25 protein-coding genes are annotated in these 22,640 nt (G+C 65.2%); 10 read left to right on the top strand and 15 right to left on the bottom strand.

Annotated elements, in window-relative coordinates:
- Positions 1-50: 50 nt before the first annotated feature.
- On the top strand, positions 51-1,532 hold the full coding sequence (locus V2B31_RS03195) for a M48 family metalloprotease (RefSeq protein ID WP_328275173.1): 1,482 nt from the start codon (positions 51-53) through the stop codon (positions 1,530-1,532).
- A gap of 268 nt (positions 1,533-1,800) precedes the next feature.
- Here the strand turns inward: V2B31_RS03195 and V2B31_RS03190 are convergent, their stop codons facing one another.
- A complete protein-coding gene (locus V2B31_RS03190; protein ID WP_328275172.1) occupies positions 1,801-1,959 on the bottom strand; it encodes a Flp family type IVb pilin in 159 nt (52 codons plus the stop codon).
- 141 nt (positions 1,960-2,100) lie between these two features.
- A complete protein-coding gene (locus V2B31_RS03185) occupies positions 2,101-2,286 on the bottom strand; it encodes a Flp family type IVb pilin (protein ID WP_328275171.1) in 186 nt (61 codons plus the stop codon).
- Between the two features lie 82 nt (positions 2,287-2,368).
- Here V2B31_RS03185 and V2B31_RS03180 point away from each other — a divergent pair, with 82 nt between their 5' ends.
- Positions 2,369-2,776, top strand: a complete 408-nt coding sequence (locus tag V2B31_RS03180; RefSeq protein WP_328275170.1) for a (deoxy)nucleoside triphosphate pyrophosphohydrolase — start codon at positions 2,369-2,371, stop codon at positions 2,774-2,776.
- A 138-nt stretch (positions 2,777-2,914) separates the two neighbouring features.
- On the opposite strand, the gene bfr is transcribed toward V2B31_RS03180, so the two are convergent.
- The 3 genes from bfr to V2B31_RS03165 all read right to left on the bottom strand — a co-directional run bounded on the left by bfr (position 2,915) and on the right by V2B31_RS03165 (position 4,992).
- Positions 2,915-3,394 (bottom strand): bacterioferritin, encoded by a 480-nt coding sequence (bfr, locus tag V2B31_RS03175; RefSeq protein WP_328275168.1) that lies wholly within the window; start codon positions 3,392-3,394, stop codon positions 2,915-2,917.
- Positions 3,395-3,544: 150 nt separating this feature from the next.
- Positions 3,545-3,715: a (2Fe-2S)-binding protein gene (locus V2B31_RS03170; RefSeq protein WP_328275167.1), complete on the bottom strand. Its 171-nt coding sequence runs from the start codon at positions 3,713-3,715 to the stop codon at positions 3,545-3,547.
- A 59-nt stretch (positions 3,716-3,774) separates the two neighbouring features.
- Entirely contained in the window at positions 3,775-4,992 is a 1,218-nt protein-coding gene (locus V2B31_RS03165; RefSeq protein WP_328275165.1) for a DUF418 domain-containing protein, read from the bottom strand.
- Positions 4,993-5,051: 59 nt separating this feature from the next.
- On the opposite strand from V2B31_RS03165, the gene V2B31_RS03160 reads away from it, so the two are divergent.
- Positions 5,052-5,813: a methyltransferase domain-containing protein gene (locus V2B31_RS03160; RefSeq protein WP_328275164.1), complete on the top strand. Its 762-nt coding sequence runs from the start codon at positions 5,052-5,054 to the stop codon at positions 5,811-5,813.
- Positions 5,814-6,655: 842 nt separating this feature from the next.
- On the opposite strand, the gene rplI is transcribed toward V2B31_RS03160, so the two are convergent.
- The 3 genes from rplI to rpsF are packed head-to-tail and all read right to left on the bottom strand — an operon-like array spanning position 6,656 to position 7,930.
- The gene (gene rplI, locus V2B31_RS03155; protein ID WP_328275163.1) at positions 6,656-7,252 is read right to left on the bottom strand and encodes a 50S ribosomal protein L9; all 597 of its coding nucleotides are present in this window, start codon (positions 7,250-7,252) and stop codon (positions 6,656-6,658) included.
- Positions 7,253-7,265: 13 nt separating this feature from the next.
- The gene (gene rpsR, locus V2B31_RS03150) at positions 7,266-7,490 is read right to left on the bottom strand and encodes a 30S ribosomal protein S18 (protein WP_004212076.1); all 225 of its coding nucleotides are present in this window, start codon (positions 7,488-7,490) and stop codon (positions 7,266-7,268) included.
- A 14-nt stretch (positions 7,491-7,504) separates the two neighbouring features.
- Positions 7,505-7,930: a 30S ribosomal protein S6 gene (rpsF, locus tag V2B31_RS03145; RefSeq protein ID WP_328275162.1), complete on the bottom strand. Its 426-nt coding sequence runs from the start codon at positions 7,928-7,930 to the stop codon at positions 7,505-7,507.
- A gap of 306 nt (positions 7,931-8,236) precedes the next feature.
- Here rpsF and V2B31_RS03140 point away from each other — a divergent pair, with 306 nt between their 5' ends.
- Positions 8,237-9,637: a GntP family permease gene (locus tag V2B31_RS03140; protein WP_328275161.1), complete on the top strand. Its 1,401-nt coding sequence runs from the start codon at positions 8,237-8,239 to the stop codon at positions 9,635-9,637.
- On the opposite strand, the gene V2B31_RS03135 is transcribed toward V2B31_RS03140, so the two are convergent.
- From V2B31_RS03135 to V2B31_RS03110, 6 genes are all read right to left on the bottom strand, one after another.
- On the bottom strand, positions 9,634-10,035 hold the full coding sequence (locus V2B31_RS03135; RefSeq protein WP_328275160.1) for a BLUF domain-containing protein: 402 nt from the start codon (positions 10,033-10,035) through the stop codon (positions 9,634-9,636). The two genes, V2B31_RS03140 and V2B31_RS03135, sit on opposite strands and share 4 nt — an antisense overlap.
- Positions 10,036-10,174: 139 nt before the next feature.
- Complete coding sequence (locus tag V2B31_RS03130) at positions 10,175-10,567, bottom strand: RcnB family protein (RefSeq protein WP_328275159.1); 393 nt, start codon at positions 10,565-10,567, stop codon at positions 10,175-10,177.
- Between the two features lie 284 nt (positions 10,568-10,851).
- Entirely contained in the window at positions 10,852-12,057 is a 1,206-nt protein-coding gene (locus V2B31_RS03125) for an ABC transporter permease (protein ID WP_328275157.1), read from the bottom strand.
- Positions 12,058-12,246: 189 nt separating this feature from the next.
- Positions 12,247-12,945 (bottom strand): ABC transporter ATP-binding protein, encoded by a 699-nt coding sequence (locus tag V2B31_RS03120; RefSeq protein WP_328275156.1) that lies wholly within the window; start codon positions 12,943-12,945, stop codon positions 12,247-12,249.
- Between the two features lie 4 nt (positions 12,946-12,949).
- A complete protein-coding gene (locus tag V2B31_RS03115; RefSeq protein WP_328275154.1) occupies positions 12,950-14,476 on the bottom strand; it encodes an efflux RND transporter periplasmic adaptor subunit in 1,527 nt (508 codons plus the stop codon).
- Positions 14,466-15,938, bottom strand: coding sequence for an efflux transporter outer membrane subunit (locus V2B31_RS03110; protein ID WP_328275152.1), 1,473 nt, complete (start codon positions 15,936-15,938; stop codon positions 14,466-14,468). The genes V2B31_RS03115 and V2B31_RS03110 overlap by 11 nt, the downstream gene beginning before the upstream one ends.
- Before the next feature lie 159 nt (positions 15,939-16,097).
- Here V2B31_RS03110 and fabD point away from each other — a divergent pair, with 159 nt between their 5' ends.
- The 3 genes from fabD to fabG are packed head-to-tail and all read left to right on the top strand — an operon-like array spanning position 16,098 to position 18,404.
- The gene (gene fabD, locus V2B31_RS03105) at positions 16,098-17,033 is read left to right on the top strand and encodes an ACP S-malonyltransferase (RefSeq protein WP_328275150.1); all 936 of its coding nucleotides are present in this window, start codon (positions 16,098-16,100) and stop codon (positions 17,031-17,033) included.
- 3 nt (positions 17,034-17,036) lie between these two features.
- Positions 17,037-17,606: a hypothetical protein gene (locus V2B31_RS03100; RefSeq protein ID WP_328275148.1), complete on the top strand. Its 570-nt coding sequence runs from the start codon at positions 17,037-17,039 to the stop codon at positions 17,604-17,606.
- 57 nt (positions 17,607-17,663) lie between these two features.
- Positions 17,664-18,404 (top strand): 3-oxoacyl-[acyl-carrier-protein] reductase, encoded by a 741-nt coding sequence (gene fabG / locus V2B31_RS03095; protein ID WP_328275146.1) that lies wholly within the window; start codon positions 17,664-17,666, stop codon positions 18,402-18,404.
- Here fabG and V2B31_RS03090 read toward each other — a convergent pair.
- Complete coding sequence (locus V2B31_RS03090; RefSeq protein WP_328275144.1) at positions 18,358-19,599, bottom strand: glycosyltransferase family 87 protein; 1,242 nt, start codon at positions 19,597-19,599, stop codon at positions 18,358-18,360. The genes fabG and V2B31_RS03090 overlap by 47 nt on opposite strands.
- 204 nt (positions 19,600-19,803) lie before the next feature.
- Between V2B31_RS03090 and V2B31_RS03085 the strand changes: the two genes are divergently transcribed.
- The 3 genes from V2B31_RS03085 (at position 19,804) to mltG (ending at position 22,633) form a co-directional block, all read left to right on the top strand.
- Positions 19,804-20,037, top strand: coding sequence for an acyl carrier protein (locus tag V2B31_RS03085; protein ID WP_007689016.1), 234 nt, complete (start codon positions 19,804-19,806; stop codon positions 20,035-20,037).
- 177 nt (positions 20,038-20,214) lie between these two features.
- Positions 20,215-21,474 carry a beta-ketoacyl-ACP synthase II gene (gene fabF, locus V2B31_RS03080; RefSeq protein ID WP_328275142.1) on the top strand — a complete coding sequence of 420 codons (1,260 nt, stop codon included), beginning with the start codon at positions 20,215-20,217 and terminating at the stop codon, positions 21,472-21,474.
- Positions 21,475-21,634: 160 nt separating this feature from the next.
- The gene (gene mltG / locus V2B31_RS03075; RefSeq protein ID WP_328275140.1) at positions 21,635-22,633 is read left to right on the top strand and encodes an endolytic transglycosylase MltG; all 999 of its coding nucleotides are present in this window, start codon (positions 21,635-21,637) and stop codon (positions 22,631-22,633) included.
- Positions 22,634-22,640 lie beyond the last annotated feature (7 nt).

Raw genomic sequence — 22,640 nt, 5'->3', positions numbered from 1 at the left:
GTGCCGCCATGATGCTCGTTACGTGGGGGTAACGGCAAATGGGGAGAGGCATGAACCGGAAATTCGCAATGGTCGGCAGCGCAGGCGCGGCGCTGGCGCTGGTCCTCGGCGCGCCGGCGGTGACAGGGCAGCAGCGCGCAATCCGCACCGTCTCCTCGATCAGCCAGCAGGACAAGGCGAGCGGCGCGAAGCAGCACCCCGAATTGCTCAAGGAATTTGGCGGCGCCTATGCCGGGCCGCAGTCCCGTTACGTCGAGGCCGTCGGCCGGCGGATCGCGGTGCAATCGGGCCTGTCCAATGCACAGAGCGACTTCACCGTCACCCTGCTCAACTCGCCGGTCAACAACGCCTTCGCCATCCCCGGCGGCTATGTCTATGTGACGCGCCAGCTCATGGCGCTGATGAATGACGAGGCCGAACTGGCCGGCGTCTTGGGGCATGAGGTCGGTCATGTGGCCGCCCAGCACGGCCAGCGCCGGCAGCAGGCGGCGCAGCGCAACGCGATTGGCGGCGCGCTGCTTCAGGTGCTGACCGGCGCGCTATTGGGCGATTCGGGCTTCGCCGGCCTGATCCAGAAGGGCATCGGCACCGGCAGCCAGCTTCTGACGCTGCGCTTTTCCCGCACGCAGGAATATGAGGCGGACGATCTTGGCATCCGCTATCTCGCCTCGGGCGGCTATGATCCGCGCGCTTTATCGGGAATGCTCGCCTCGCTCGCGGCGCAGAGCAATCTCGATGCGCGCACGAGCGGCAGCGCCCGGTCCATGCCCGAATGGGCGAGCACCCACCCCGATCCCGCCTCGCGCGTCAAGCGCGCCGCCGATGCCGCCGCCAAAACGCGGGCGGTCGGCACGGCGCGCAATCGCGACGCCTTCCTCAACGCACTCGACGGCGTGCTCTATGGCGATGATCCCAAACAGGGCGTGATCGACGGCAATCGCTTCCGCCATCCCGACCTGCGCCTGACCTTCACCGCGCCCAGCGGCTTCGGCATCGAAAATGGCACGGATGCCGTCTCCATCACCGGATCGGGCGGGCAGGCGCAGTTCGGCGCGGCCCCCTATTCGGGCAATCTCGCTGCCTATGTAGATAGCGTTTTTGCGAAGCTCGGTGGCGGCAATGGCGGCGTTCCCGCCGGAGAGGTCACCCGCACCACGATCAATGGCATCCCCGCCGCCTGGCGCACCGTCCGCGCGACCAGCCAGCAGAGCCAGGTGGACGCCACCGTTTTCGCTTATGACTTCGGCGGCGGCAAAGCCTATCATTTCCTGCTGCTGGCCCCGGCAGGCCGGGGCGTCGGGCCGTTCGTGCCGATGGTCCAGTCGGTCCAGCGCCTCTCCGCGCAGGAGGCCGCGGGCATCAGGCCGCGCCGGGTGAGCGTGGTCACTGTAAAGGCGGGCGACACCGTCCAGTCGCTCGCCAAGCGCATGGCCTATAGCGACTATCCGCTCGAACGCTTCCTGACGATCAACGCGCTCGCCACCAACGCCAGCCTGCGGCCGGGGCAACGGGTGAAGATCGTGACATGGTGAGGCAAAAGGAAGGCGATTGTGTCCTTTAGAGACATAAGGCGAAAATCCTCCCCTGTAAGGGGAGGTGGCATCGCAAAGCGATGACGGAGGGGTGTCCCGCTCTCGATAGGGCGACACCCCTTCACCACCAGCTACGCTGGCGGTCCCCCTCCCCTTACAGGGGGAGGATTTTCGTTCTGGGTCTGCAAAGCACATCATCACCAAACGAGAAGGGGCGGCGAACTCGTTCGAGTTCGCCGCCCCCGCATCTTACAGCGTGTCGAAGCTATTAGAGCTTGTTCGAGACGTTGTTGAAGGTGCTGCCGAGCTTGGTGCCCAGCGTCGACATCGCGGCGATGGCGGCGACGGCGATCAGAGCGGCGATGAGGCCGTATTCGATCGCGGTGGCGCCCTTGTCGTTCTTCATGATCTTGCGGATATACTGCATTTTCTGTCTCCTGATAGGATCTACTACGTTAAACTACCCGGCCGCCCCCGCTTGGATAATTCGTGGTCAGCAAGGGTGGGATTAAAGCAGGTCAGTTGAAAAAGACTTAATGACCCAAACGAACTTGTCAGATTTTGATGGTTAACGACTGCTTACTTCGTTTGCGACATTGTTCCACATGCCGATCGTCTTGTTGGCGACACTGGTCAGCGCCGCGACCATCACCAGCACGATCATCGCGATAATCAGCGCATATTCGACCGCCGTCGCGCCGCGTTCGCACCGCCCGAGCCCCGATCGGGCGATTTTGTTCCAAAGCCCGCGCATGATGGTCCCCAGTTCGCTACAGACAGTCCCCGCAGACCTTGTAAAGCAGGCAGGGTTAACAAACCCTCTCAACAGGACCGTTATGCCGCCATTATCCCCGTTATTCGTCGTCGCCGTCGCGTTGATCGACCCTGACGGCCGCGTGCTGCTGCAACAGCGGCCGCCCGGCAAGTCGATGGCGGGGCTGTGGGAATTTCCGGGCGGGAAGGTGGAGCCGGGCGAAACGCCCGAGGCGGCGCTGGTGCGCGAGCTGGAGGAGGAGCTGGGGATCGCGACGCATGAAAGCTGCCTCGCGCCCGCGACCTTCGCCAGCGAGCCGCTGGGCGACCGGCATCTGCTGATGCTGCTCTATGTCTGCCGCAAATGGCGCGGCATGGCGGAGGCGCGCCACGCGACCGCGCTCACATGGGTGCGCCCGGCGCAGATGTATGGCCTGCCCATGCCGCCGGCCGACCTGCCGCTGATCGGGCTGCTGGAGGCATTGCTGTAGCGAAGCGAGGAACTCTTGGTCCCCGGCGCAGGCCGGGGTCCAGAACCCCACGCGCAGCGCCTGGAATCCTGGACCCTTGATGGGAGTCACGCGCCTCCCATCAACTGCGCCGGGGAACAGGCTGGAGGCTTTATGCTCTTATTCCTCCGCCGGCTTGCTCTGCAACTGGATATAATTGTGGATGCCCATGCGCTCGATCATCTCGAACTGGGTTTCCAGCGTGTCGATATGCTCTTCCTCGCTCTCCAATATATATTGGAAGAGGTCGCGGCTCACATAGTCGCGGATGGACTCGCAATAGGCGATGGCGTCCTTGAGCGGCGGCAGCGCTTCATATTCCAGTTCCAGGTCCGCCTTCAATATCTCCTCGACCGTCTCGCCGATCTTGAGGCGTCCCAGCAGCTGGAAATTAGGCAGGCCGTCGAGGAAGAGAATCCGCTCCGCCAGCTTGTCGGCATGCTTCATCTCGTCGATCGATTCCTCATATTCGAACTTGGCGAGCTTCGCGACGCCCCAGTGATTGAGCATCCGGTAATGGAGAAAATATTGGTTGATCGCGGTCAGCTCATTCTTGAGCACCTCGTTCAAATATTCGATGACCTTGGCGTCGCCCTTCATGGCGTTATACTCCGACGGACTGGAAAAGCCCCCGGACTATATCGTTGCGGCTTCGCGATGTTAAGCTGGAAAGTCTTGGAAATCCGCCATTTTTTCAGCCGCTAATGCGAGCGGATCGCGATTCTGAACTGCGGATGATTTGCAGTCGTGTCAGGCCGCGGCGCGTTCGGCGGCGATGATCGTGCGGGCGAAGGAGACGCATTGACCGCATTTGGGGCGGCGGCCGAATTGGGCATAGGCGCTGCACGGCGTATCCGCGCCCTTGCGCGCCGCTTCGCGCAGATCCTTTTCCCTGATGGCATTACAGACGCAAACGACCATGACCGACTCTCCGTGTGGGGAGAGAAATAGCGCCCCTGATAATAAGTCGCAATAGTGTTTCAGCTGCTCCTGCGAATCTTTTGCACCTTGCCCGCGCTCAGGCTGCGCCACAGCCATTCGACCGGGCCGAGCGCGAATCGGTTGGCCCAGGGCTTCGACCAGAGCAGCATCGCCGCCCAGCCGGCGAGGACAAATACCGGCAGCAGGGCAGGGCGGACCGACGCGAACAGCCCCAGCCCCCAGCCATAGAAGATCGCCGTCATGATGAGGCTTGTCCCCAGATAATTGGTCAGCGCCATCCGCCCCGCCGCCGCCAGCCTGGCGGCCAGCCAGTGCCCCTTATGCCGCGCCGCCAGCCACAGGATCAGCGCCGCCCATCCCACCGCCAACGGAATGCGGAAGGGGAAGGCCCAGGCCAGCGCAGTCCCGAACGCCGGCAGCGGCGCGAAGCCGCTCGCCCACACCCAGGCCGCCAGCGCGATCATCGGCGGCAGTCCGATCAGGAAGCAATGGCGCGCCGTCCGCCGATATTGCTCCGCCTGCCAATTGCCGGTCAGGAACCCGCTTTTCAGCATCGCCATCCCCAGCAGCATGAAGCCCAACGTCTCCAGCCCGGTGAACATCAGGCTCCACAGCCACTCGCCGGGAAAATGCGCCAGCTTGTGCGCGAGGATCATGGCGAAGCCGCTGCGATAGAGGCTGATCTCGTCCCGCACCGTGGCGCTCGCCGGATCGGACAGCGAGGTGATGAAGGCGCTGTAGTTCGCCGCTTCGCCGGGCGCGCGGCTCCAGGCGTAGATCAGCCCGATGAAGCCCGCCAGCAGCAGGAAATGCAGCAGGAAGCAGAGGAAGGCCGCCTTCACCAGCGCCATTGGCTGCCCCTGCGCGAAGCGCAGCGCGACAAGGCCGACCAGCGCATAGACCATCAATATGTCGCCCCACCAGAGCAGCAGATAATGGGCAAGGCCGATGGCGAAGAGCCACAGGTTGCGGATCGTCTGCGCTCGCATCCCGTTCCGCCCGGCCATTTCCTCCTTGTCGATCAGCAGCAGCATCGACGCGCCGAACAGCATCGCGAAGAGCGCGCGCATCTTGCCATCGATGAAGATCAGGCTGACTGCCCAGAAGGCCACATCCCCGGCCCCCAACGGCCCTGCCACCGCCGGATCGAAATAGGCGTTCTGCGGCAGCGCGAAGGTGGTGATGTTCATCCACAATATCCCCAGCACCGCGCAGCCGCGCAATATGTCCATGGCGGGCAGTCGGGACGATATCATGCGGCGGTGTCCTTGAAGGGGGCTGGTCAGGCGCGCGCTGCTTTGCCATGCGATGCGCCATGAAGGAACCCCGCAAGCAACGCATCAGCGACGCCTTCGGCGCGGCGGCGGACCGCTATGACGATCATGCCGGGCCGCAGCGCTTCGCCGCGGCGCTGGTCGCGGACCTCGCGCAGCGGCAGAAGCCGGCGGGCGTGCGCCGCATCCTGGAGATCGGCTGCGGCACCGGCTTCCTCACCCGCGACATCCAGGCGCGCTGGCCCGGCGCGGAACTGGTCGTCACCGACCTGTCGCCACGCATGGTGGAGCGCGCGGCGGCGGGCGGCCTCGTCGCCGGCACCTTCCTCACCATGGACGGCGAAGCGCCCGCGTTCGACGGCCCCTGGTTCGACCTCATCCTCTCCAGTCTCGCCTTCCAGTGGTTCGATGACCTTGCGGGCGCGATCGCGCGGCTGGCGCGGCTGCTGACGCCGGGGGGGAGCCTGTTCTTCTCGACCATGGGGCAGGACAGCTTCGCCGCCTGGCGCGCGGCGCACAAGGCTTGCGGTCTGGCGGCGGGCATTCCGGCCTATCCCTCGCTCGCCGGCTTGCAAGCCTTGCTTGCGGATTATGACGACGCCTTCGCCTTCGACGAACTGGTCCCGCTGGAGGGAGAGGGCGCCCGCGCGCTCCTGGCGCACCTCAAGGGCATAGGCGCCGTCGTCCCCGACGCGGGCCGCGCGCCGCTGGCGCCGCGCGACCTGCGCGCCGTGATGGCCGCGTATGATGCTGCGGGGGGGCGGGACTCATACCAACTGCTGTTCGGGAGGGTGACGCGGTGAGCGGGACGAAGGTAGTCATAACCCTCTCCCTAGAGGGAGAGGGATGCGAAGACTTGGCAGCTTGCTGCCTAGTCGAAGCTGGGTGAGGGGGCAGCAACGTCGCATAAACGCGCCAACGCCGCCCCAATCCCCCTCATCCAACTCCGCCTAGCCGCTACGCGGCAAGGCTCCGTATCCTTCTCCCTCAAGGGAGAAGGGTGGGCTGTGTCGTCGCCATCTTGCAAGGTCAGTTGACGACGGGTCGTTCTACACCCCACGTGCCCTCGACACATCGTCTCTGGCGACACAGGCCGCTACCCACGATTTGCTTCCGAACAAACATCGCCCGGTCCAACGGCGCTCCAGGTTCAAACTCTGCCCAGAGAGGACCGGCGCCTTTTGGCAAGGCAGCATACTGCCTGACGAACGTCGTCAATTCGGCGTCAGTGACGACCATATTGTTCCACTTGATAGTTCCCGCTTTGGTGACTTCAACACGGTCACCGTTCCGGAAGCCCGTGTCCGGACCTTTGGGGATATCATCCCTCAGTCCGTCACAACCGCCGAGCGCCAGCCCAAGCAAGAATATCGAGATCGCGCGCATTGGCGCATCTTATCGAAAGAGGGATACCCTTGCTATCGAGAACCACACTAACGCCATCCTCCCCTGTAAGGGGAGGGGGACCGCGCCCATAGGGCGTGGTGGAGGGGTGTCGCCCTCTCGATAGCGGGACACCCCTCCGTCAGGGCTTCGCCCTGCCACCTCCCCTGCAAGGGGAGGATGATTTTTCCACGCCCATTCCCCCAACAAAAAAGCCGCCCCATTACAGGGCGGCTCCTTCGTTCGATCCGTTCCGAACAGCTCAGGCCTCGTCGGCGCTCGCTTCTTCGGTCGCGGCGGCGATGTCGCCGGGTTCCGCGTTGGGGTCATAGTCTTCGGTGAAGCCGGCTTCGTCCTTCTCGAACATTTCGGCCATCACGTCGACGCCCTGCGACTGAAGCTCGGCTTCCTCGGGCGAGCGGGCGACGTTCACGGTGATGGTGGTCACGACTTCGGGGTGCAGCGCGACCTTCACGTCGAACACGCCCAGCGTCTTGATCGGGCGTTCCAGCACGACCATCGCCTTGGTCACGCCCTTGACGCCATCGGCTTCCAGCGCCTCGACCACGTCGCGCACCGCGACCGAACCATAGAGCTGGCCGGCGTTGGACGACTGGCGGATGAGGACGATCTGCTTGCCGTTGACGCCCTCGGCGGCCTTCTCGGCATCCGAACGGCGGGCGGCGTTATCGGCCTCGATCTTCGCGCGGTTGGCCTCGAACAGCTTCTTGTTGGCGGCGTTGGAGCGCAGCGCCTTCTTGTTGGGCAGCAGGAAGTTGCGCGCGTAGCCGTCCTTCACAGTGACGACGTCGCCGATCGCGCCCAGCTTCTCGATGCGTTCCAGGAGAATGATTTCCATGGGTCTTTCTCCCTTACTTCACGATGTAGGGCAGCAGGCCCAGGTGACGGGCGCGCTTGATGGCCTGGGCCAGCTCGCGCTGCTTCTTGGCCGAAACGGCCGTGATGCGGCTGGGGACGATCTTGCCACGCTCGGACACGAAGCCCTGGAGCAGACGGACGTCCTTGTAATCGATCTTCGGCGCATCCTTGGCGGCGAAGGGGCAGCTCTTGCGGCGGCGGAAAAACGGGCGTGCCATTGTGTCGGGTCTCCTTATTCGCCGGCTTCGTCGCGGTCGCGACGGGGGCCACGGTCGCCACGATCACCACGGTCGCCGCGCGGACCACGATCGCCGCGGTCGCCACGCTCGGCGCGTTCCTGCTTGCGCATCATCACCGACGGGCCGGTTTCCAGCGCATCGACCTTGACGGTCATGTAGCGGATGATGTCTTCGTTGATCTGGGTCTGGCGCTCCAGTTCCGCGACGACGCCGGCGGGGGCGTCGATGTTCAGCATCACATAATGCGCCTTGCGGTTCTTGGCGATCTTGTAGGCGAGGCTGCGCAGGCCCCAGGTCTCGACCTTGGTGACCTTGCCTTCATTGTCCTCGACAATCTTGGTGGCGGTTTCCGCCAGAGCGTCCACCTGCGCCTGTGCCAGATCCTGGCGCGCAAGGAACACATGCTCGTAAAGAGCCATGCTTCAAGCCTTCTCTGTTGGCCGATCGCTGACGCCCACCCCATGTGGTGCGCCCCTCCGGCTGTCGTCTCAAATGCTTCGCACAGGCGGCGAGTCACCCCGACGCCCCAAGCGAAGGCGCGCCTATGGCGGAAAGGCGGGGGAAAGGCAAGGTGCGTTTGTGCGGCATTGCCAGCGACGGCCCCAGCGGACAAGTTGTTCCCCGGCGAAGGCCGGGGCCCAGTTCCACCCTCTCGACTGGACCCTTGATGGGAGTCACGCGCCTCCCATCAACTTCGCCGGGGAACAAGGAGGAGGAGCAGTCCTATGCCAATCGTAATAGCCGCCCTGTCCCTGATCCTCCTGATGATCGCCGCCTATCGCGGTATGAGCGTCATCCTCATGGCTCCGCTGCTCGCGATGCTGGCGGTGTTCCTCACCGATCCCGCCGCCGTCCCGGTCGCCTTCTCCGGCCTGTTCATGGACAAGGCGGCGAGCTTCCTCAAACTCTATTTCCCCGTATTCCTCCTGGGCGCCTTGTTTGGCAAGCTGGTGGAGATTTCCGGCTTCTCCCGCGCGATCGTCACTGCCGTCATCGGCCTCGTCGGCGCAGCCCGCGCCATTCCCGCGATCATGATCGTGACGGCGCTGCTGACCTATGGCGGCGTGTCGGTGTTCGTCGCGGTGTTCGCCGTCTATCCTTTCGCGGCCGAAATGTTCCGCCGGGCCGACATCCCCAAGCGCCTTGTCCCGGCCACGATCGGCCTCGGCGCGATCACCTTCACCATGGATGCGATGCCCGGCACGCCGCAGATCCAGAATATCATCCCGACCAGCTTCTTCGGCACCACCGCCTGGGCCGCGCCGGTGCTGGGGCTGATCGGATCGGCCTGCATCGCGGGCATGGGCCTCGCCTATCTTGGCTGGCGAAGGCGATCGCTGATGGCGGCGGGGGAGGGCTATGGCGCGCCTGGAACGCTGGTGAACGAGCCGGAACCTGCGCCGGAGGAAGTCCGCGTTCACCCCCTGATCGCGCTGCTGCCGCTGCTGGTCGTGGGCCTCGGCAATCTCGCGCTCACCTTCGCCATTCCGCGCTGGATGCCGGGCGAAGAGGTGTCCCACTCGCTGTCCGGTTTGCCCGAGCCGATCACGCTCAAGGTAGGGCAGATGGCCGCGCTCTGGGCGGTCGAGGGAGCCCTTCTCGCGGGCATCGCCACCATCCTGATCTTCGCCTTTCGCCCCGTGGCAAAGCGCTTTGCCGAAGGATCGAAGGCAGCGGTCGGCGGCGCTTTGCTCGCGGGCATGAACACGGCGGTCGAATATGGGTTCGGCGCGGTGATCGCCGCGCTGCCGGGCTTCCTGATGGTCAAGGAAGCGCTCAAGGCCATTCCCAATCCGCTCGTCAACGAAGCCGTCACCGTCACCTCGCTCGCCGGCATCACCGGCTCGGCCTCGGGCGGCCTCTCGATCGCGCTCGCGGCGATGGCGGAACAGTTCGCCGCCGCCGGGGACGCCGCCGGCATCCCGCGCGAGGTGCTGCACCGCGTCGCCTCCATGGCGTCCGGGGGCATGGACAGCCTGCCGCATAATGGCGCGGTCATCACCCTGCTGGCGGTGACGGGCCTGACCCACCGGCAGGCCTACAAGGATATTTTCGCGCTGACCCTCATCAAGACGCTGACGGTGTTCATCGTGATCGCCGTCTATTATCTGACGGGACTTGTCTAGCCCCGGTGCATCTCCGCCGTGCCGAGGAAGTGGGCGCGGGTCGAAGCGCCCGCCTGCTCCAGCAGCGCCGCGACCTTGTCCTTCAGTGCCTCGGACGGGCGGGCCGGATCGTCATAGGCCATGCCCCACGCGCCGAACTCGCGCGCGGCGACGCTCTGTTCGCGCAGCTTGACGATCGCGCCGTGCCGGCCGTCGCGCGAAATGCGGGCATAGATACGCTCGACCGCTTCTTTCGGCCCTTCCAGCACCTGAAGGAAGCGCCGGCTGTTGAACAGCAGCAGCCCGGTCACATCGTCCGCCGCATTGCGCTCTGCGGAGCGCCGCGCGATGGCGGCGCACTCGGCCGGGCTCATCGCATCGGTGACGCTGCTGATATACATGATCTGGTGGACGGACATGATGCTTCCTGTTTCTTGGCCCCCCGGCCAGCATCGGCATCTACGCCCAACCCCTTAAAATCAGGTGTTTAACATAGGGCAAGCAAAATGCCCCGGGGGAGAGAATCCCGGGGCATCTGCCGCTCCTCGCGGGAAGGCGTTAGCGGATCGCGCTGCCGATCACCGCGCCGATGATGCCGCTGGTGATGGCGACCAGCACCGCGTCATTGCCGGAGCGCACATACTGATAACCACGCGGCGGGGCCGCCAGGCGATAATCGCGATAATTGTTGATTACGCGATAGTTGGTCGCATAGCGCCGGTCGAAGCGCTGGCCCTTGGCCCAGCGATGGCCGTTGCCATAGCTGCGGTTGTTGTAGGCGCGATAGTTGTTGCGCACGACCGTCTTCTGCTTGACCACGGTGCGGGCATGCGGTCCACGCTCCACGATGCGGACATTCTCGCGATGCGGCGCGGCCTGCGCCTGGCTGGCGATCATCGGGCTCGCGACCATGGTGGTGGCGGCCAGGCTCATCAGGATCTTCTTGAACAATGTCTTGCTCCTTACCTTGTGTCAGGCGCCGTTCCCCGGCGTCGAAGACAGAGATAGGGCAGGCTTGTCGCAGGCATGTCCCACGCCGACGGGATAAGTGTCGGAAATTGTATCAATCGGGGATTTAGTCTGAACGAAAGTTCAGAAATCGCCGCTCCGACCACAATATAGCGCCGCAACCAAAATGATTGTTCCCCGGCGAAGGCCGGGGCCCAGTTCAGAGCGTGGAACTGGACCCCGGCCTTCGCCGGGGAACTGTCAGTGTCGACCAGCGCGCTTCGGGATCACTCGTGCCTTAGCGCATCGATCGGGTTGAGGCTCGCCGCCCGCCGGGCCGGGAAATAGCCGAACACTACCCCGATCGCTGCCGAAAAGAGGAAGGCGATGAGGTTCACCTGCGGGTCGAACAGGAAGGGCACCTTCATCAGCGGCGCGATGGCGACCGATGCGACCAGCGCTAGGAACAGCCCGATAAGACCGCCGAGGCACGATAGCACGATCGCCTCCACCAGAAACTGCATCAGCACCTCGCGCGCGACCGCGCCGATGGCGAGGCGGATGCCGATCTCGCGCGTCCGCTCGGTCACGCTGACCAGCATGATGTTCATGATGCCGATGCCGCCGACGAGCAGCGAGATCGCCGCCACCGCGCCCACGATCTGGGTCAGGATCGTCGTGGTGCCCGTCAGCGTGTCGCTGATCTGCTTGGTGTCGAACACGTTGAAATTGTCCTGATCGCCCGGCTTCACCTTGCGCCGCTCGCGCATCAGCTCCTCCAGACTGTTCTGGACGGTTGCGCTGTCATAGGCGTCGTCGACCGCGACCATGATCTGGCTGATGTCGCGGTCGCCGGTAAAGCGGCGCTGCACGAACTTGATCGGCATGACGACGACATCGTCCTGGTCGCCAAAGCCGCCCTGGCCCCGCGTAGTGAGAACGCCCACCACCTGGCACGACACGCCCTTGATCCGCATCCGCTTGCCGACCGGATCATTGCCCTGGAACAGGTTGGTGCGCACCGTATTGCCGATGATGCAGACTGCGTTGCCCGCTTCCTCCTCCTGCGGCATGAACAGCCGCCCGTCCGCGACATTCCATTGCTGGACCTGCGAATAGGCCGACGTGGTGCCATAGACAGTGGTGGACCAGTTATTGCCCTCGTAGATCGCCGTCCCGCTCGACTGCACCACCGGCGCGACCGCGCGCACGCCGGTCAGCTGATTCTCGATCGCGGTCAGGTCCGCTTCCTTGAAGTCGGGCGGACGCGGCCCGCCGCCGCCGCGGCCGAAGCCCTGACCCGGCCGCAATTGCAGTACATTGGCGCCGAGCGAACTGATCTGCTCGCGCACGGCGGCGGTGGCGCCATTGCCCAGCGTCACCATCGTCACCACCGCCGCAACGCCGATGATGATGCCGAGCGTCGTCAGGAAACTGCGCAGCTTGTGCCGGTTGATCGCCCGGAAAGCGAGGATGATGGTCGTGCCTAGCATCTCAGACTCCCCTCTCCCTTGAGGGAGAGGGATGCGCAGACTTGGCAGCTCGCTGCCTAGTCGGAGCTGGGTGAGGGGGCTGGACGCTCTCGATAGCGCGAGTCCCCCTCATCCAACTCCGCCTAGGCTCCTTCGTCGCCAAGGCTGCGTATCCTTCTCCCCCATGGGGAGAAGGTGCGTGCGCGCCCCTCACGCTGCCACCCCCGCCTCGATCCGCTCGACCAAGCCATCCTTGAAATGCACGATCGTGCGCGCATAGGCCGCCATGTCCGGCTCGTGGGTCACCATCAGCACGGTGATGCCGCTGTTGCGGTTGAGGTCGGTCAGCAATTCCATGATCTCTACCGACCGCTCCGAATCGAGATTGCCGGTCGGCTCGTCGGCCAGCAGCACGTCGGGCTGGGTCACGATCGCGCGGGCGATGGCGACGCGCTGCTGCTGGCCGCCCGACAGTTCCGCCGGCGTATGATCCCACCAGTCCTTGAGGCCCACCTTGTCGAGCGCCGCCATGCCCATCTCATAGCGTTTCTTCTTATCCTCGCCGCGATAGAGCAGGGGCAGTTCGACATTCTCCAGCGCGGTGGTGCGCGACAAGAGGTTGAAGCCCTGGAACACGAAGCCGAGATAACGCCGCCGCAGCAGCGCGCGCTGGTCGCGGTCCAGCCGCTCGACATGCCGCCCCTTGAACAGGAACTCGCCGCCCGAAGGCACGTCGAGGCAGCCCAAAATGTTCATCGTCGTCGATTTGCCCGACCCCGATGGCCCCATGACCGCGACGAAATCGCCCGCCGCAATGTCGAGGTCGATGCCCTTCAATGCCTGAAAGGCGGTCGGCCCCTCGCCATAGATTTTGGTGACGCCGCGCAGCGCGATGATGGTGTCGGCCATCGGATCAAGTTCCGCTCGGCCGTCCGGTGCCGCGCGGCTCGGCGGGCGCGACCGGCGCGGTCTCTGGCGCACGGTCGCCCGAATTGCCGAGCGCGCCGACCGTCGCGGGGCTGCCGTCGGTCGCGCCGCTCCGCCGCCGCTCGCCCGGCGCCCGATCGCGCCGGTCGCCGCCGCCTTCTCCGCGCTGGTCCTCCGCCGGCGCCTGCTGGCCCGCCGCGAGCTGCCCGGTGATGACCCGCATTCCGGGCTTGAGGTCGCCGCCGGTGATGACCGTGCGCGCGCCGTCGCTTGCGCCCACCACCACCTGCACCGCCTTGGGTGCGCCGTCCTCGCCCAGTATATAGACGGTCTGGCTGCTGCCCGCGCCGAAGCTCACCTGACGGTTGCCGCCGCCGCCGCGCCGCATCCGCCCCGGCCCCGGCAGCACGCTGGTGATGCCGCCCCCCTGCTTTTGCGCGCTCGGCTTGAAGCGCAGCGCGCTGTTGGGCACCAGCAAAACGTCGCGCAGCTCCTGCGTCACGATGTCCGCGGTCGCGGTCATCCCCGGCCGCAATATCTCGTCCTTATTGTCCACCGCCAGCACCGCCGTATAGGCGACCACCGTGCCGGTCGTGGCGGTCGCGCTGGTCCCAGACGTCGAGGAACTGCTGCTGCTCGACGCATTGGAGCCGACATTGACCCGCGTCACCCGCGCGGGAAAGCTGCGCCCCGGAAAGGCATCGACGGCGAAGGTCGCGCTCTGGCCTTCCTTCACCTGGCCGACATCGGCCTCGTCCACCGACACCTCGACCTCCATCTTGGTCAGATCCTCGGCGATGGTGAACAGCACCGGCGCGTTGAGCGACGCTGCGACTGTCTGTCCCGGCTCGATGTCGCGGGAGAGGACCACGCCCGTTACCGGCGAGACGATCTGCGCGATCGACAGGTTGGTCTGCGCGCTCGACAGCTGCGCGCGCGATACGCTGACCTGCGCCTGCGCCGCGCGCAGCGATCCCAGCGCCGACTGGTAATCCGCCCGCGCCGAGTCCAACTCGGTCCGCGCCGGCACCCGCCCGCCCGACAGGCGGAACACATTTTCCTGCCGGTCGAGCGTCGCCTTCGCCAGGGCGACCTGCGCCTGCGCCTGCGCGACGCTCGCCTGGGACGATGCGACCTGCGCCCGGTTCTGGTTCACCGTGTCGACCAGCCGCCTTGTGTCCAGCTCGGCCAGCCGCTGCCCGCGCGTCACCCGATCGTTCACATCGACATAGACCTGGGTGATCTTGCCCGATTGCTCGGACCCGACATCGACCTGGTTGACCGGCTTCAGATTGCCGGTCGCGCTGACGCTGACGGTCAGGTCGCCCTTGCGCACCTCGCGCGTCGCATAATTAGGCTTGTCGTCGCCGGAAAAGCAGCGCGCGACCAGCAGGATCAGGATCAGCAGCACGACGCCGATCGCGCCACGCACCGCCCATTTGCGCCAGGGCTTATGCGGCTTGGCGCCCAGGAAATCGTCCAGAGGCTGGTCGGTCGTCACGTCATTGCTCATCGGGGCGGTCATCCATGCTCTGCCAGCCGCCGCCCAGCGCATTGTAAAGCTGGGCGACCGCGCGGACTTCGTCGCCCTGCGCGGTGGCGAGGCTGTTGCGGGCGTTCAACAGGGTGGTTTCGGTGTTCGACAATGTCTGGAAGTCGATCAGGCCGGCCTGATATTGGCTGCGCGCCAGGATCGCGGCGTCGTTCGAAGCCTGAAAGGCGACGCTGAACTCGGCCTTGCGCGCCCGTGCGCTCGTCAGCTGCGCCATGGCGTTCTCGACATCCTCCAGCGCGGTCAGCACGCTCTGCTTGTAGGCGGCGAAGGCGGCGTCGGTCGCCGCGCGCTGGGACCGCAGCTGCGACCGGAGCCGCCCGCCGTCGAAGATGACCTGCTGGAGATTGCCGAAAATGCCGCCGGTCACCAGGGTGAACAGGTCGCTGAACGCATTGGAGGTGGTGCCGATATTGCCGCTGATGCTGAGCGCCGGATAGAGTTGCGCCTCGGCCACGCCGATCCGCGCCGTCGCCGCCGCCAGAGCGCGCTCAGCGCTACGCACATCAGGCCGCTGGCGCAGCGTATCGGCGGGGATGCCGGCCGCGATCTGCGTCGAGGGCGCAGGCAGCGGGGCAGGGGTCTCCAGCGTCCGCGTCGCTTCGCCCGGCGCTTGCCCCGTCAGCACCGCGATCCGGTTGAGGCTCCCGCGCAGGCTCGCCTCCAGTTGCGGGATGGTGGCATTGGTCTGCGCCAGCTGCGCCTGCGCCTGCCGCTCGTCCAGCGAGGAGACCAGCCCCGCCTGCAACCGCCACTGCGCGATCTGGAAATTGTCCTGCTGGATCGCCTGGCTTTCGCGCGCGATGCGAAGCTGCTCCTGAGTCTGGCGCGCCTGCACATAGTTGGTGACCAGCTCGGCGATGATCGTCATCCGCACATTGGCGAGGTCATATCCCGACGCGGCGAGATCGGCACGCGCAGCCTCCCGGTTGCGGGAGAGTTCGCCGAACAGATCGAGCTGCCAGCTGGCATTGGCGCGGATCGAGTAGCTGCTCGACCAGTTGCGGCCGCCGCCGCTGATCGGATTGCCGTTGGCGTCCAGCCGGCCGCCCGCATCCTGGCTGCTGTAATTGCGGCCGCCCGTCGCGGTGCCGCTCACCTGCGGCAGGAAATCGGCGTTGGTCTGGATCAGGCTCTCGCGCGCCTGACGCAGCCGCGCCTGCGCCTGCACGATGTCGAGGTTGCTGGCGACCGCCCGGTCGATCAGCCCGCTGAGCGTCGGATCGCGGAGCCGCGTCCACCAGGTCGCGAGCGCCGCCTCATCGATCGGCGCGACCGCCGCCTGGCTATAGGCCGCCGGCACGCCCAGCGCGCCGGTCTGCGGCGGGCGATAGTCCGGCCCCACGGCGCAGGCGGACAGCATGGTCATGCTGACGCTCATCAAGGCTAAGCGATATCGCACCTTTTCCTTGCACTCCGTCATCGTTAAAGGGGCCGCCTCACTTTCGCCTGGCAACGGGCGGGCTCTCTCGGTCTCTGACTGCCGCAGGCATATGTACGTCTCAACGACAAATATGTCTCAAAGTGTAACGATGTTGGCGAGCTGCGCTTTTCCGAAGGCGCCGGGTATAAGGATTTGAGGATGCGGGCATTTATCTTTCCGGGGCAGGGCAGCCAGGCGGTCGGCATGGGCAAGGCGTTGGCGGATGCCAGCCCCGCGGCGCGGGAATTGTTTCAGGAGGTCGATGACGCCCTGTCGCAAAATTTGTTCCGCATCATGGTGGAGGGGCCGGACGGCGACCTCACCCTCACCGAAAATGCCCAGCCCGCGATCATGGCGAATGCGCTGGCGACGCTGCGGGTGATGGAGAAGGAAGGCGGCTTCCGCCTCGCCGAAATGGGCGATTATGTCGCTGGCCACAGCCTGGGCGAATATAGCGCGCTCTGCGCGGCCCAAGCCTTCGACATCGGCACCACCGCGCGGCTGCTGAAGCTGCGCGGGCAAGCGATGCAGGCCGCCGTGCCGGTGGGGGAGGGCGCGATGGCCGCGCTGCTCGGCGCTGACATAGAGAAGGCGCAGGCGCTGGCCGACGCGGCGGCTGAGGGGGAGGTCTGCGCCGTCGCCAACGACAATGACCCGACCCAGGTCGTGATCTCCGGCCATCGCGGCGCGATCGAGCGCGCGGTCGGACAAGTCAAGGATCATGGCATCAAGCGCGGCGTGCTGCTCCCCGTCTCCGCCCCCTTTCACTGCCCGCTGATGCAGCCGGCGGCGGACGCGATGGAGGCGGCGCTTGCCAAGGCGACGATCGCCGCGCCCCTGCTCCCCGTCTATGCCAATGTCCTCGCCGCCCCGATCGCCGACCCGGAAGACATCAAGACGCGCCTGGTCGAACAGGTGACAGGCCGCGTCCGCTGGCGCGAATCCATCGCCGCCATGTGGGACGCAGGCGTGACCGACTATGTGGAACTGGGCGGCAAAGTCCTCGCCCCCATGGTCAAACGCATAGCGCCGGACGCGACGGTCCGCAGTGTGGTGACGATGGACGATATCGAGGCGGCTTTGGGAGGAATGTGAGACATGTTACGCTGTTTTATCAAAACTATTTCGACGGCGATCGCTCTCACTTTCGCTGGACAATCTTTGGCAGCAGATCGTCTGGATTGCATGAGCTTGCCTATGGGCGAGGCCGAGCAAGAACTGACAAATCGGCATTATGCGGCAAACCGGGGTGAGGATCGGAGGAATGAAACAATATCCATTATGCTTCAGTCTCGCGCTAAAGTGTGTTCCTATCTTTACAACTGGTCTGCTCGAGCGGCTAAGCTTGCGGCTCATTACCAATGGCTCCAAATTCAAAATAGGGCATTAAAGCGATTTTCTCACTACACAGATGAAGAGGTTGTTCGCCTCAATGCGGCGCTGTCTCCACGGCGGGATAGGCTAATTGCTCTCTTCCAGCCCTCTGTTGATGCCGTCGTTGGCAATGACGTCCCTCCACCGCCTGCGGATGGGATGTTCAGCGGCTTCCGCGGGATGATTAAGGAAGCAAAAATTTCACGCGAGAATGACGATCCTATCAATCTGGATATTTGGCTTTACGAACAAGGGTTCATCGCTGCATTGGCTAAGGAATTTTCAAAATCGTAGATCGGCACTGCGGCGGCTGACGTCTGCGATATACGAGTTAAGTTATTGAGGGATAATATGTTCGACCTGACAGGCATGACCGCGCTGGTGACCGGCGCTTCCGGGGGCATCGGTTCCTCCATCGCTAGATCGCTCGCGGCCCAAGGGGCGACCCTTGCGCTCTCGGGCAGCAATGAGGACAAGCTCAAGGCGTTCGCGGCCGATCTTGGCGGCGATCACAAAAGCATCGTCTGCAATCTTTCCGATCCGGCGTCCGTCGATGCGCTCGTGCCGCAGGCGGTGGAGGCGCTCGGCGGGAGGCTCGACATCCTCGTCAACAATGCCGGCATCACCCGCGACAACCTCATTCTCCGCATGAAGGACGAGGAGTGGAGCCAGGTCATCCAGGTCAATCTGGAGGCCGCCTTCCGCCTCGTCCGCGCCGCCGCCAAGCCGATGATGAAGGCGCGCTTCGGCCGGATCATCTCGATCACCTCGGTCGTCGGCGTCACCGGCAATCCGGGGCAGGCGAACTATTGCGCGTCGAAGGCCGGGATCATCGGCATGTCCAAGTCATTGGGCCAGGAACTCGCCAGCCGTGGCATCACGGTGAACTGCGTCGCCCCCGGCTTCATCCGCTCAGCGATGACCGACGCGCTGACCGACGCGCAGAAGGGCGGCATCCTCGCAAAAATCCCCGCCGGCGACCTTGGCAGCGGGGATGATATCGGCGCGGCGGTGGTCTATCTCGCTAGCCGCGAAGCCGGCTACGTCACCGGCCAGACGCTGCATGTGAATGGCGGGATGGCGATGATCTGAAGCCCATGAGCGCGCCGTCCAGCAGGATGGCGCGCCGGCCGGCGAGCGCCAGCACCGCGATGGCGGCGATCAGGTTCAGCGGGACATGCGTCAGCTCCGACACCGCCCGCCCGAACAAAGGCGCGCTCCAGGCGAAGGCGAGCCATGTCGCCTCCCACGCCAGCGCTCCCCGTGCCCGCATGTCCGCCACGATGAAGGCGATGGCGACCCCCAGCAGCACATAGTCATAGTCGAGCACATAGGGGGTGCAGAGCAACGCCGCGCTCAGCGCCGCAGCGCCGCGCACCGCCGTCGACCCGCGCCACGCCGCCACCCCCGCCGCGCCGATCGCCAGCGCCGTGACGATCCCCTGAACCGTATAGCCAAGCGCGATCGACCCGCCCCATTGGCGGATCGCGGCGAACGGGCTCTGGATCTTCTCCCACCCGGTCGCGCCGGCTTCGATGATGATGTGGCGCGTCAGCGGCAGGGAATCGAGGAACGCCTGCCACACGGCCCAGCCCCAGATGACCCAGGTCAGCAGGCACAAAGCCGTTACGGTCGCTCCCGCGCTGATGAACGCACGGACATTGCCCCGCGCCAGGATCAGCACCGGGATCAGCACCGCGAATTGCGGCTTGTAGACCAGCGCCCCCAGCAGCATCCCGGCGACCCAGGGCCGCCGGTCGAGCAGCAGCATCCCCGCGCCCAGCAGGGTGGCGGTCAGGAAAGCGTTCTGCCCATGGCCCAGGCACACCATCACCACCGGCGCCCCGATCGCCACGAGCATCGCGTCCGGCTCGTCCGGCAGGATGCGCTTCACCAGAAGCAGCGCCAGCCCAAGCGTCGCCCCCTGCCAGACCAGCAAAGCCGCGACATAGGGCAGCTGCGCCAGCAGCGTCGCGAGGATCAGGAAGGGCGGCGGATAATGCCAGCCATAGAAGGGGATGTCCGCGTCATGATGAACGGCCTTCTGCACCTGATGCTGCGTCGGCCAGTCCCATGCCTGCGCCGCGCGGCCCTGATCGGCCATATGCCCCGCCGTCCAGACGTTGGAAAAGTCGGTGCCGAGCGGCCGTCCCAGCGAATCCACCGTGCCGTGCGAGGTCGCGAACAGATAGCCAAGCCCGATGATCGTCGCCGCGAGCAGGATGAAGGCGCTCGCCCGCGCGCGCGCGCGCGTCATGAAGCGGTCGGGGCAGGGCAGGGGGCTCATGCCGCATCTGTCGCAGAAGCGCCTGAAATTTTGGTAAATGGCCGGTTATCGCGCCCCGATGCCGGCGCGATCATTGCCATTTCGTTGCCGCCCCCCAATCAAACCCCTTCCCCGCCTTGCCTCTTGCCTCTATCGGGGCTTGGCTTTAGGGCAGGCTTAACGGTTGTTCAGACCACCAACGATACCAGTCAAGAAGGACCACTCATGAGTGAGACCGCGGATCGCGTAAAGAAAATCGTCGTCGAGCATCTGGGCGTGGAAGCCGAGAAGGTGACCGAGGACGCCAGCTTCATCGACGATCTGGGCGCAGACAGCCTGGACATCGTTGAGCTGGTGATGGCGTTCGAGGAAGAATTCGGCGTCGAAATCCCGGACGACGCTGCCGAGAAGATCGCCACCGTCAAGGACGCGATCGACTATATCGACAGCAAGCAGTAAGGCGCAGGCCGGCCCTTGCCCCGTCGGGGAAGGGCCAGGCATGTGTGGAAGAGACGGCTCCTCCTGTCCGGCCCGCCCGGAATGTGGGGAGCCTTTTCGTATCTGGCGCGCATTTGAAACCGCGCCGGCAATGGCTACATGGGCGGCAACAGCCCAGAGGAATTTCGGAGCTAGAATATGCGTCGTGTCGTCGTCACCGGCCTTGGCATGGTCAGCCCGCTCGGCGGGGATGTGGAGACCAGCTGGAAGAACATCATCGCCGCCAGGTCCGGCGCGGCCACGATCACGCGCTTCGACGCGACCGATTATAAATGCCGCATCGCCTGCGAGGTGAAGCCGGCGGATCACGAATATGGCTATGACGCCTCGATCGATGTCGATCACAAGATCCAGCGCCAGGTCGATCCCTTCATCGTCTTCGGCATCTCCGCCGCCAGTCAGGCGCTGCGCGACGCTGGCCTCGACAATATGACCGAGGAGGAAAGGCTGCGCGCCGGCTGCTCGATCGGGTCGGGCATCGGCGGGCTGCCGGGCATCGAGAGCGAATCGCTGGTGCTGGCGAACAAGGGGCCGGGCCGCGTGTCGCCGCATTTCGTCCATGGCCGCCTCATCAACCTCATCTCCGGCCAGGTCTCGATCAAATATGGCCTCATGGGGCCGAACCACGCCGTCGTCACCGCCTGTTCGACCGGCGCGCACTCGATCGGCGACGCCGCGCGCATGATCGCGATGGATGACGCCGACGTGATGCTGGCCGGCGGCGCGGAAAGCGCGATCTGCCCGATCGGCATTGCGGGTTTCGCCCAGGCGCGCGCGCTCAGCACCAATTTCAACGACACGCCCGAAAAGGCGAGCCGCCCCTATGACGTCAACCGCGACGGCTTCGTCATGGGCGAGGGCGCCGGTGTCGTCGTGCTGGAGGAATATGAGCGCGCGAAGGCGCGCGGCGCGAAAATCTATGCCGAGGTCGTAGGCTATGGCCTGTCGGGCGACGCCTATCATGTCACCGCCCCCCACCCCGAAGGCAGCGGCGGCTATCGCTCGATGGAAATGGCGCTCAAGAAGAGCGGCCTTTCCCTTGCCGACATCGACTATGTGAACGCCCATGGCACCTCGACCCCACTCGGCGACGAGCTGGAACTGGGCGCGGTCAAGCGGCTGTTCGGCGACCATCTGTCGACCATGTCGATGTCCTCGACCAAGTCCGCCATCGGCCATCTGCTGGGCGGCGCGGGCGCGGTGGAAAGCATCTTCTGCATCCTCGCCATCCGCGACCAGATCGTGCCGCCCACGCTCAACCTCGACGAGCCGAGCGAAAGCTGCAAGGGCGTCGATCTCGTCCCCCATGTCGCCAAGGAGCGGAAGGTCCGCGCCGTGCTCAACAACAGCTTCGGCTTCGGCGGCACCAACGCGTCCCTCATCATGAAGGCGATCTAACCAAACATCCTCCCCTGCAAGGGGAGGTGGCTGGCCGCAGGCCAGACGGAGGGGTGTCCCCGTCTCGATAGGGTGACACCCCTCCGTCAGTCGCTACGCGACTGCCACCTCCCCTTAAAGGGGAGGATGAGGTAACAAACAGCGGGACGGACCGACATCCATGCCAAGACGATCCCGCGCCACCCCGACCCGCCGCATCGGCTGCGTCATCCTCCTCCTCGGCCTTGCGGTCGCGGCCTTCGTCGCTTTCCGCTTTGTCGCCGGCTGGACCGAGCAAGGCCCCGCGACGCAGGACGTCAGCATCACCGTGCCCGAAGGCGCGACCCTGTCCGACGCCGCCGTGTTGCTGAAGCAGGCGGGCGCGGTGCGCTCGGCCGACGCCTTTCTCACCCGCGCCAAGGTCTTCGGCGGATCAAAACCGATCAAGGCCGGCGAGTTCGAAATCCCCGCCGGCGCCAGCAACAGCGACATCCTCTCCATCCTCCAGGGCGGCAAGACGCTCACCCGCCTCGTCACCATTCCCGAAGGCATGCCCTCGATCCTCGTCTATGAACGGCTGATGGCGAACGACCAGCTCACCGGGCCGATCAAAGTGCCGGAGGAAGGCAGCGTCCTTCCCGACAGCTACGCATTCGACAAGGGCGAAAGCCGCGCCGCCGTGCTGAAACGGATGCAGGACGCGATGGACAAGGCGCTCGCCAAGCTCTGGGCCGAACGCGCCGCGAACCTCGTCGTTAAGACCCCGCGCGAGGCGATCATCCTCGCCAGCATCGTGGAGAAGGAAACGGGCGTGCCCGCCGAGCGGCCGATGGTCGCGGGCGTCTATGCCAACCGCCTGCGGACGGGGATGATGCTTCAGGCCGACCCGACGATCATCTACCCCATCACCAAGGGCAAGCCGCTCGGCCGCCGCATCCGCAAATCGGAAATCGCGGCGGTGAACGACTATAACACCTATGCGATGGTGGGCCTGCCCAAGGGGCCGATCGCCAACCCCGGCCGCCTCTCGATCCTCGCCGTGCTGCACCCCGCGCAGACGAAAGCGCTCTACTTCGTCGCCGACGGCAAGGGCGGCCACATCTTCGCCGACACCTACCAGCAGCATAATGAAAATGTGCGCAAATGGTTCGAGATCAGGCGGGCGCGGGGGGAACTCTAACGGCCCC

The sequence above is a fragment of the Sphingobium sp. genome, from assembly GCF_036170395.1.
Classification (GTDB): domain Bacteria; phylum Pseudomonadota; class Alphaproteobacteria; order Sphingomonadales; family Sphingomonadaceae; genus Sphingobium.
The sequence above is the reverse complement of the archived record's forward strand: the minus strand, read 5'-3'. Positions and strand labels throughout refer to the sequence as shown.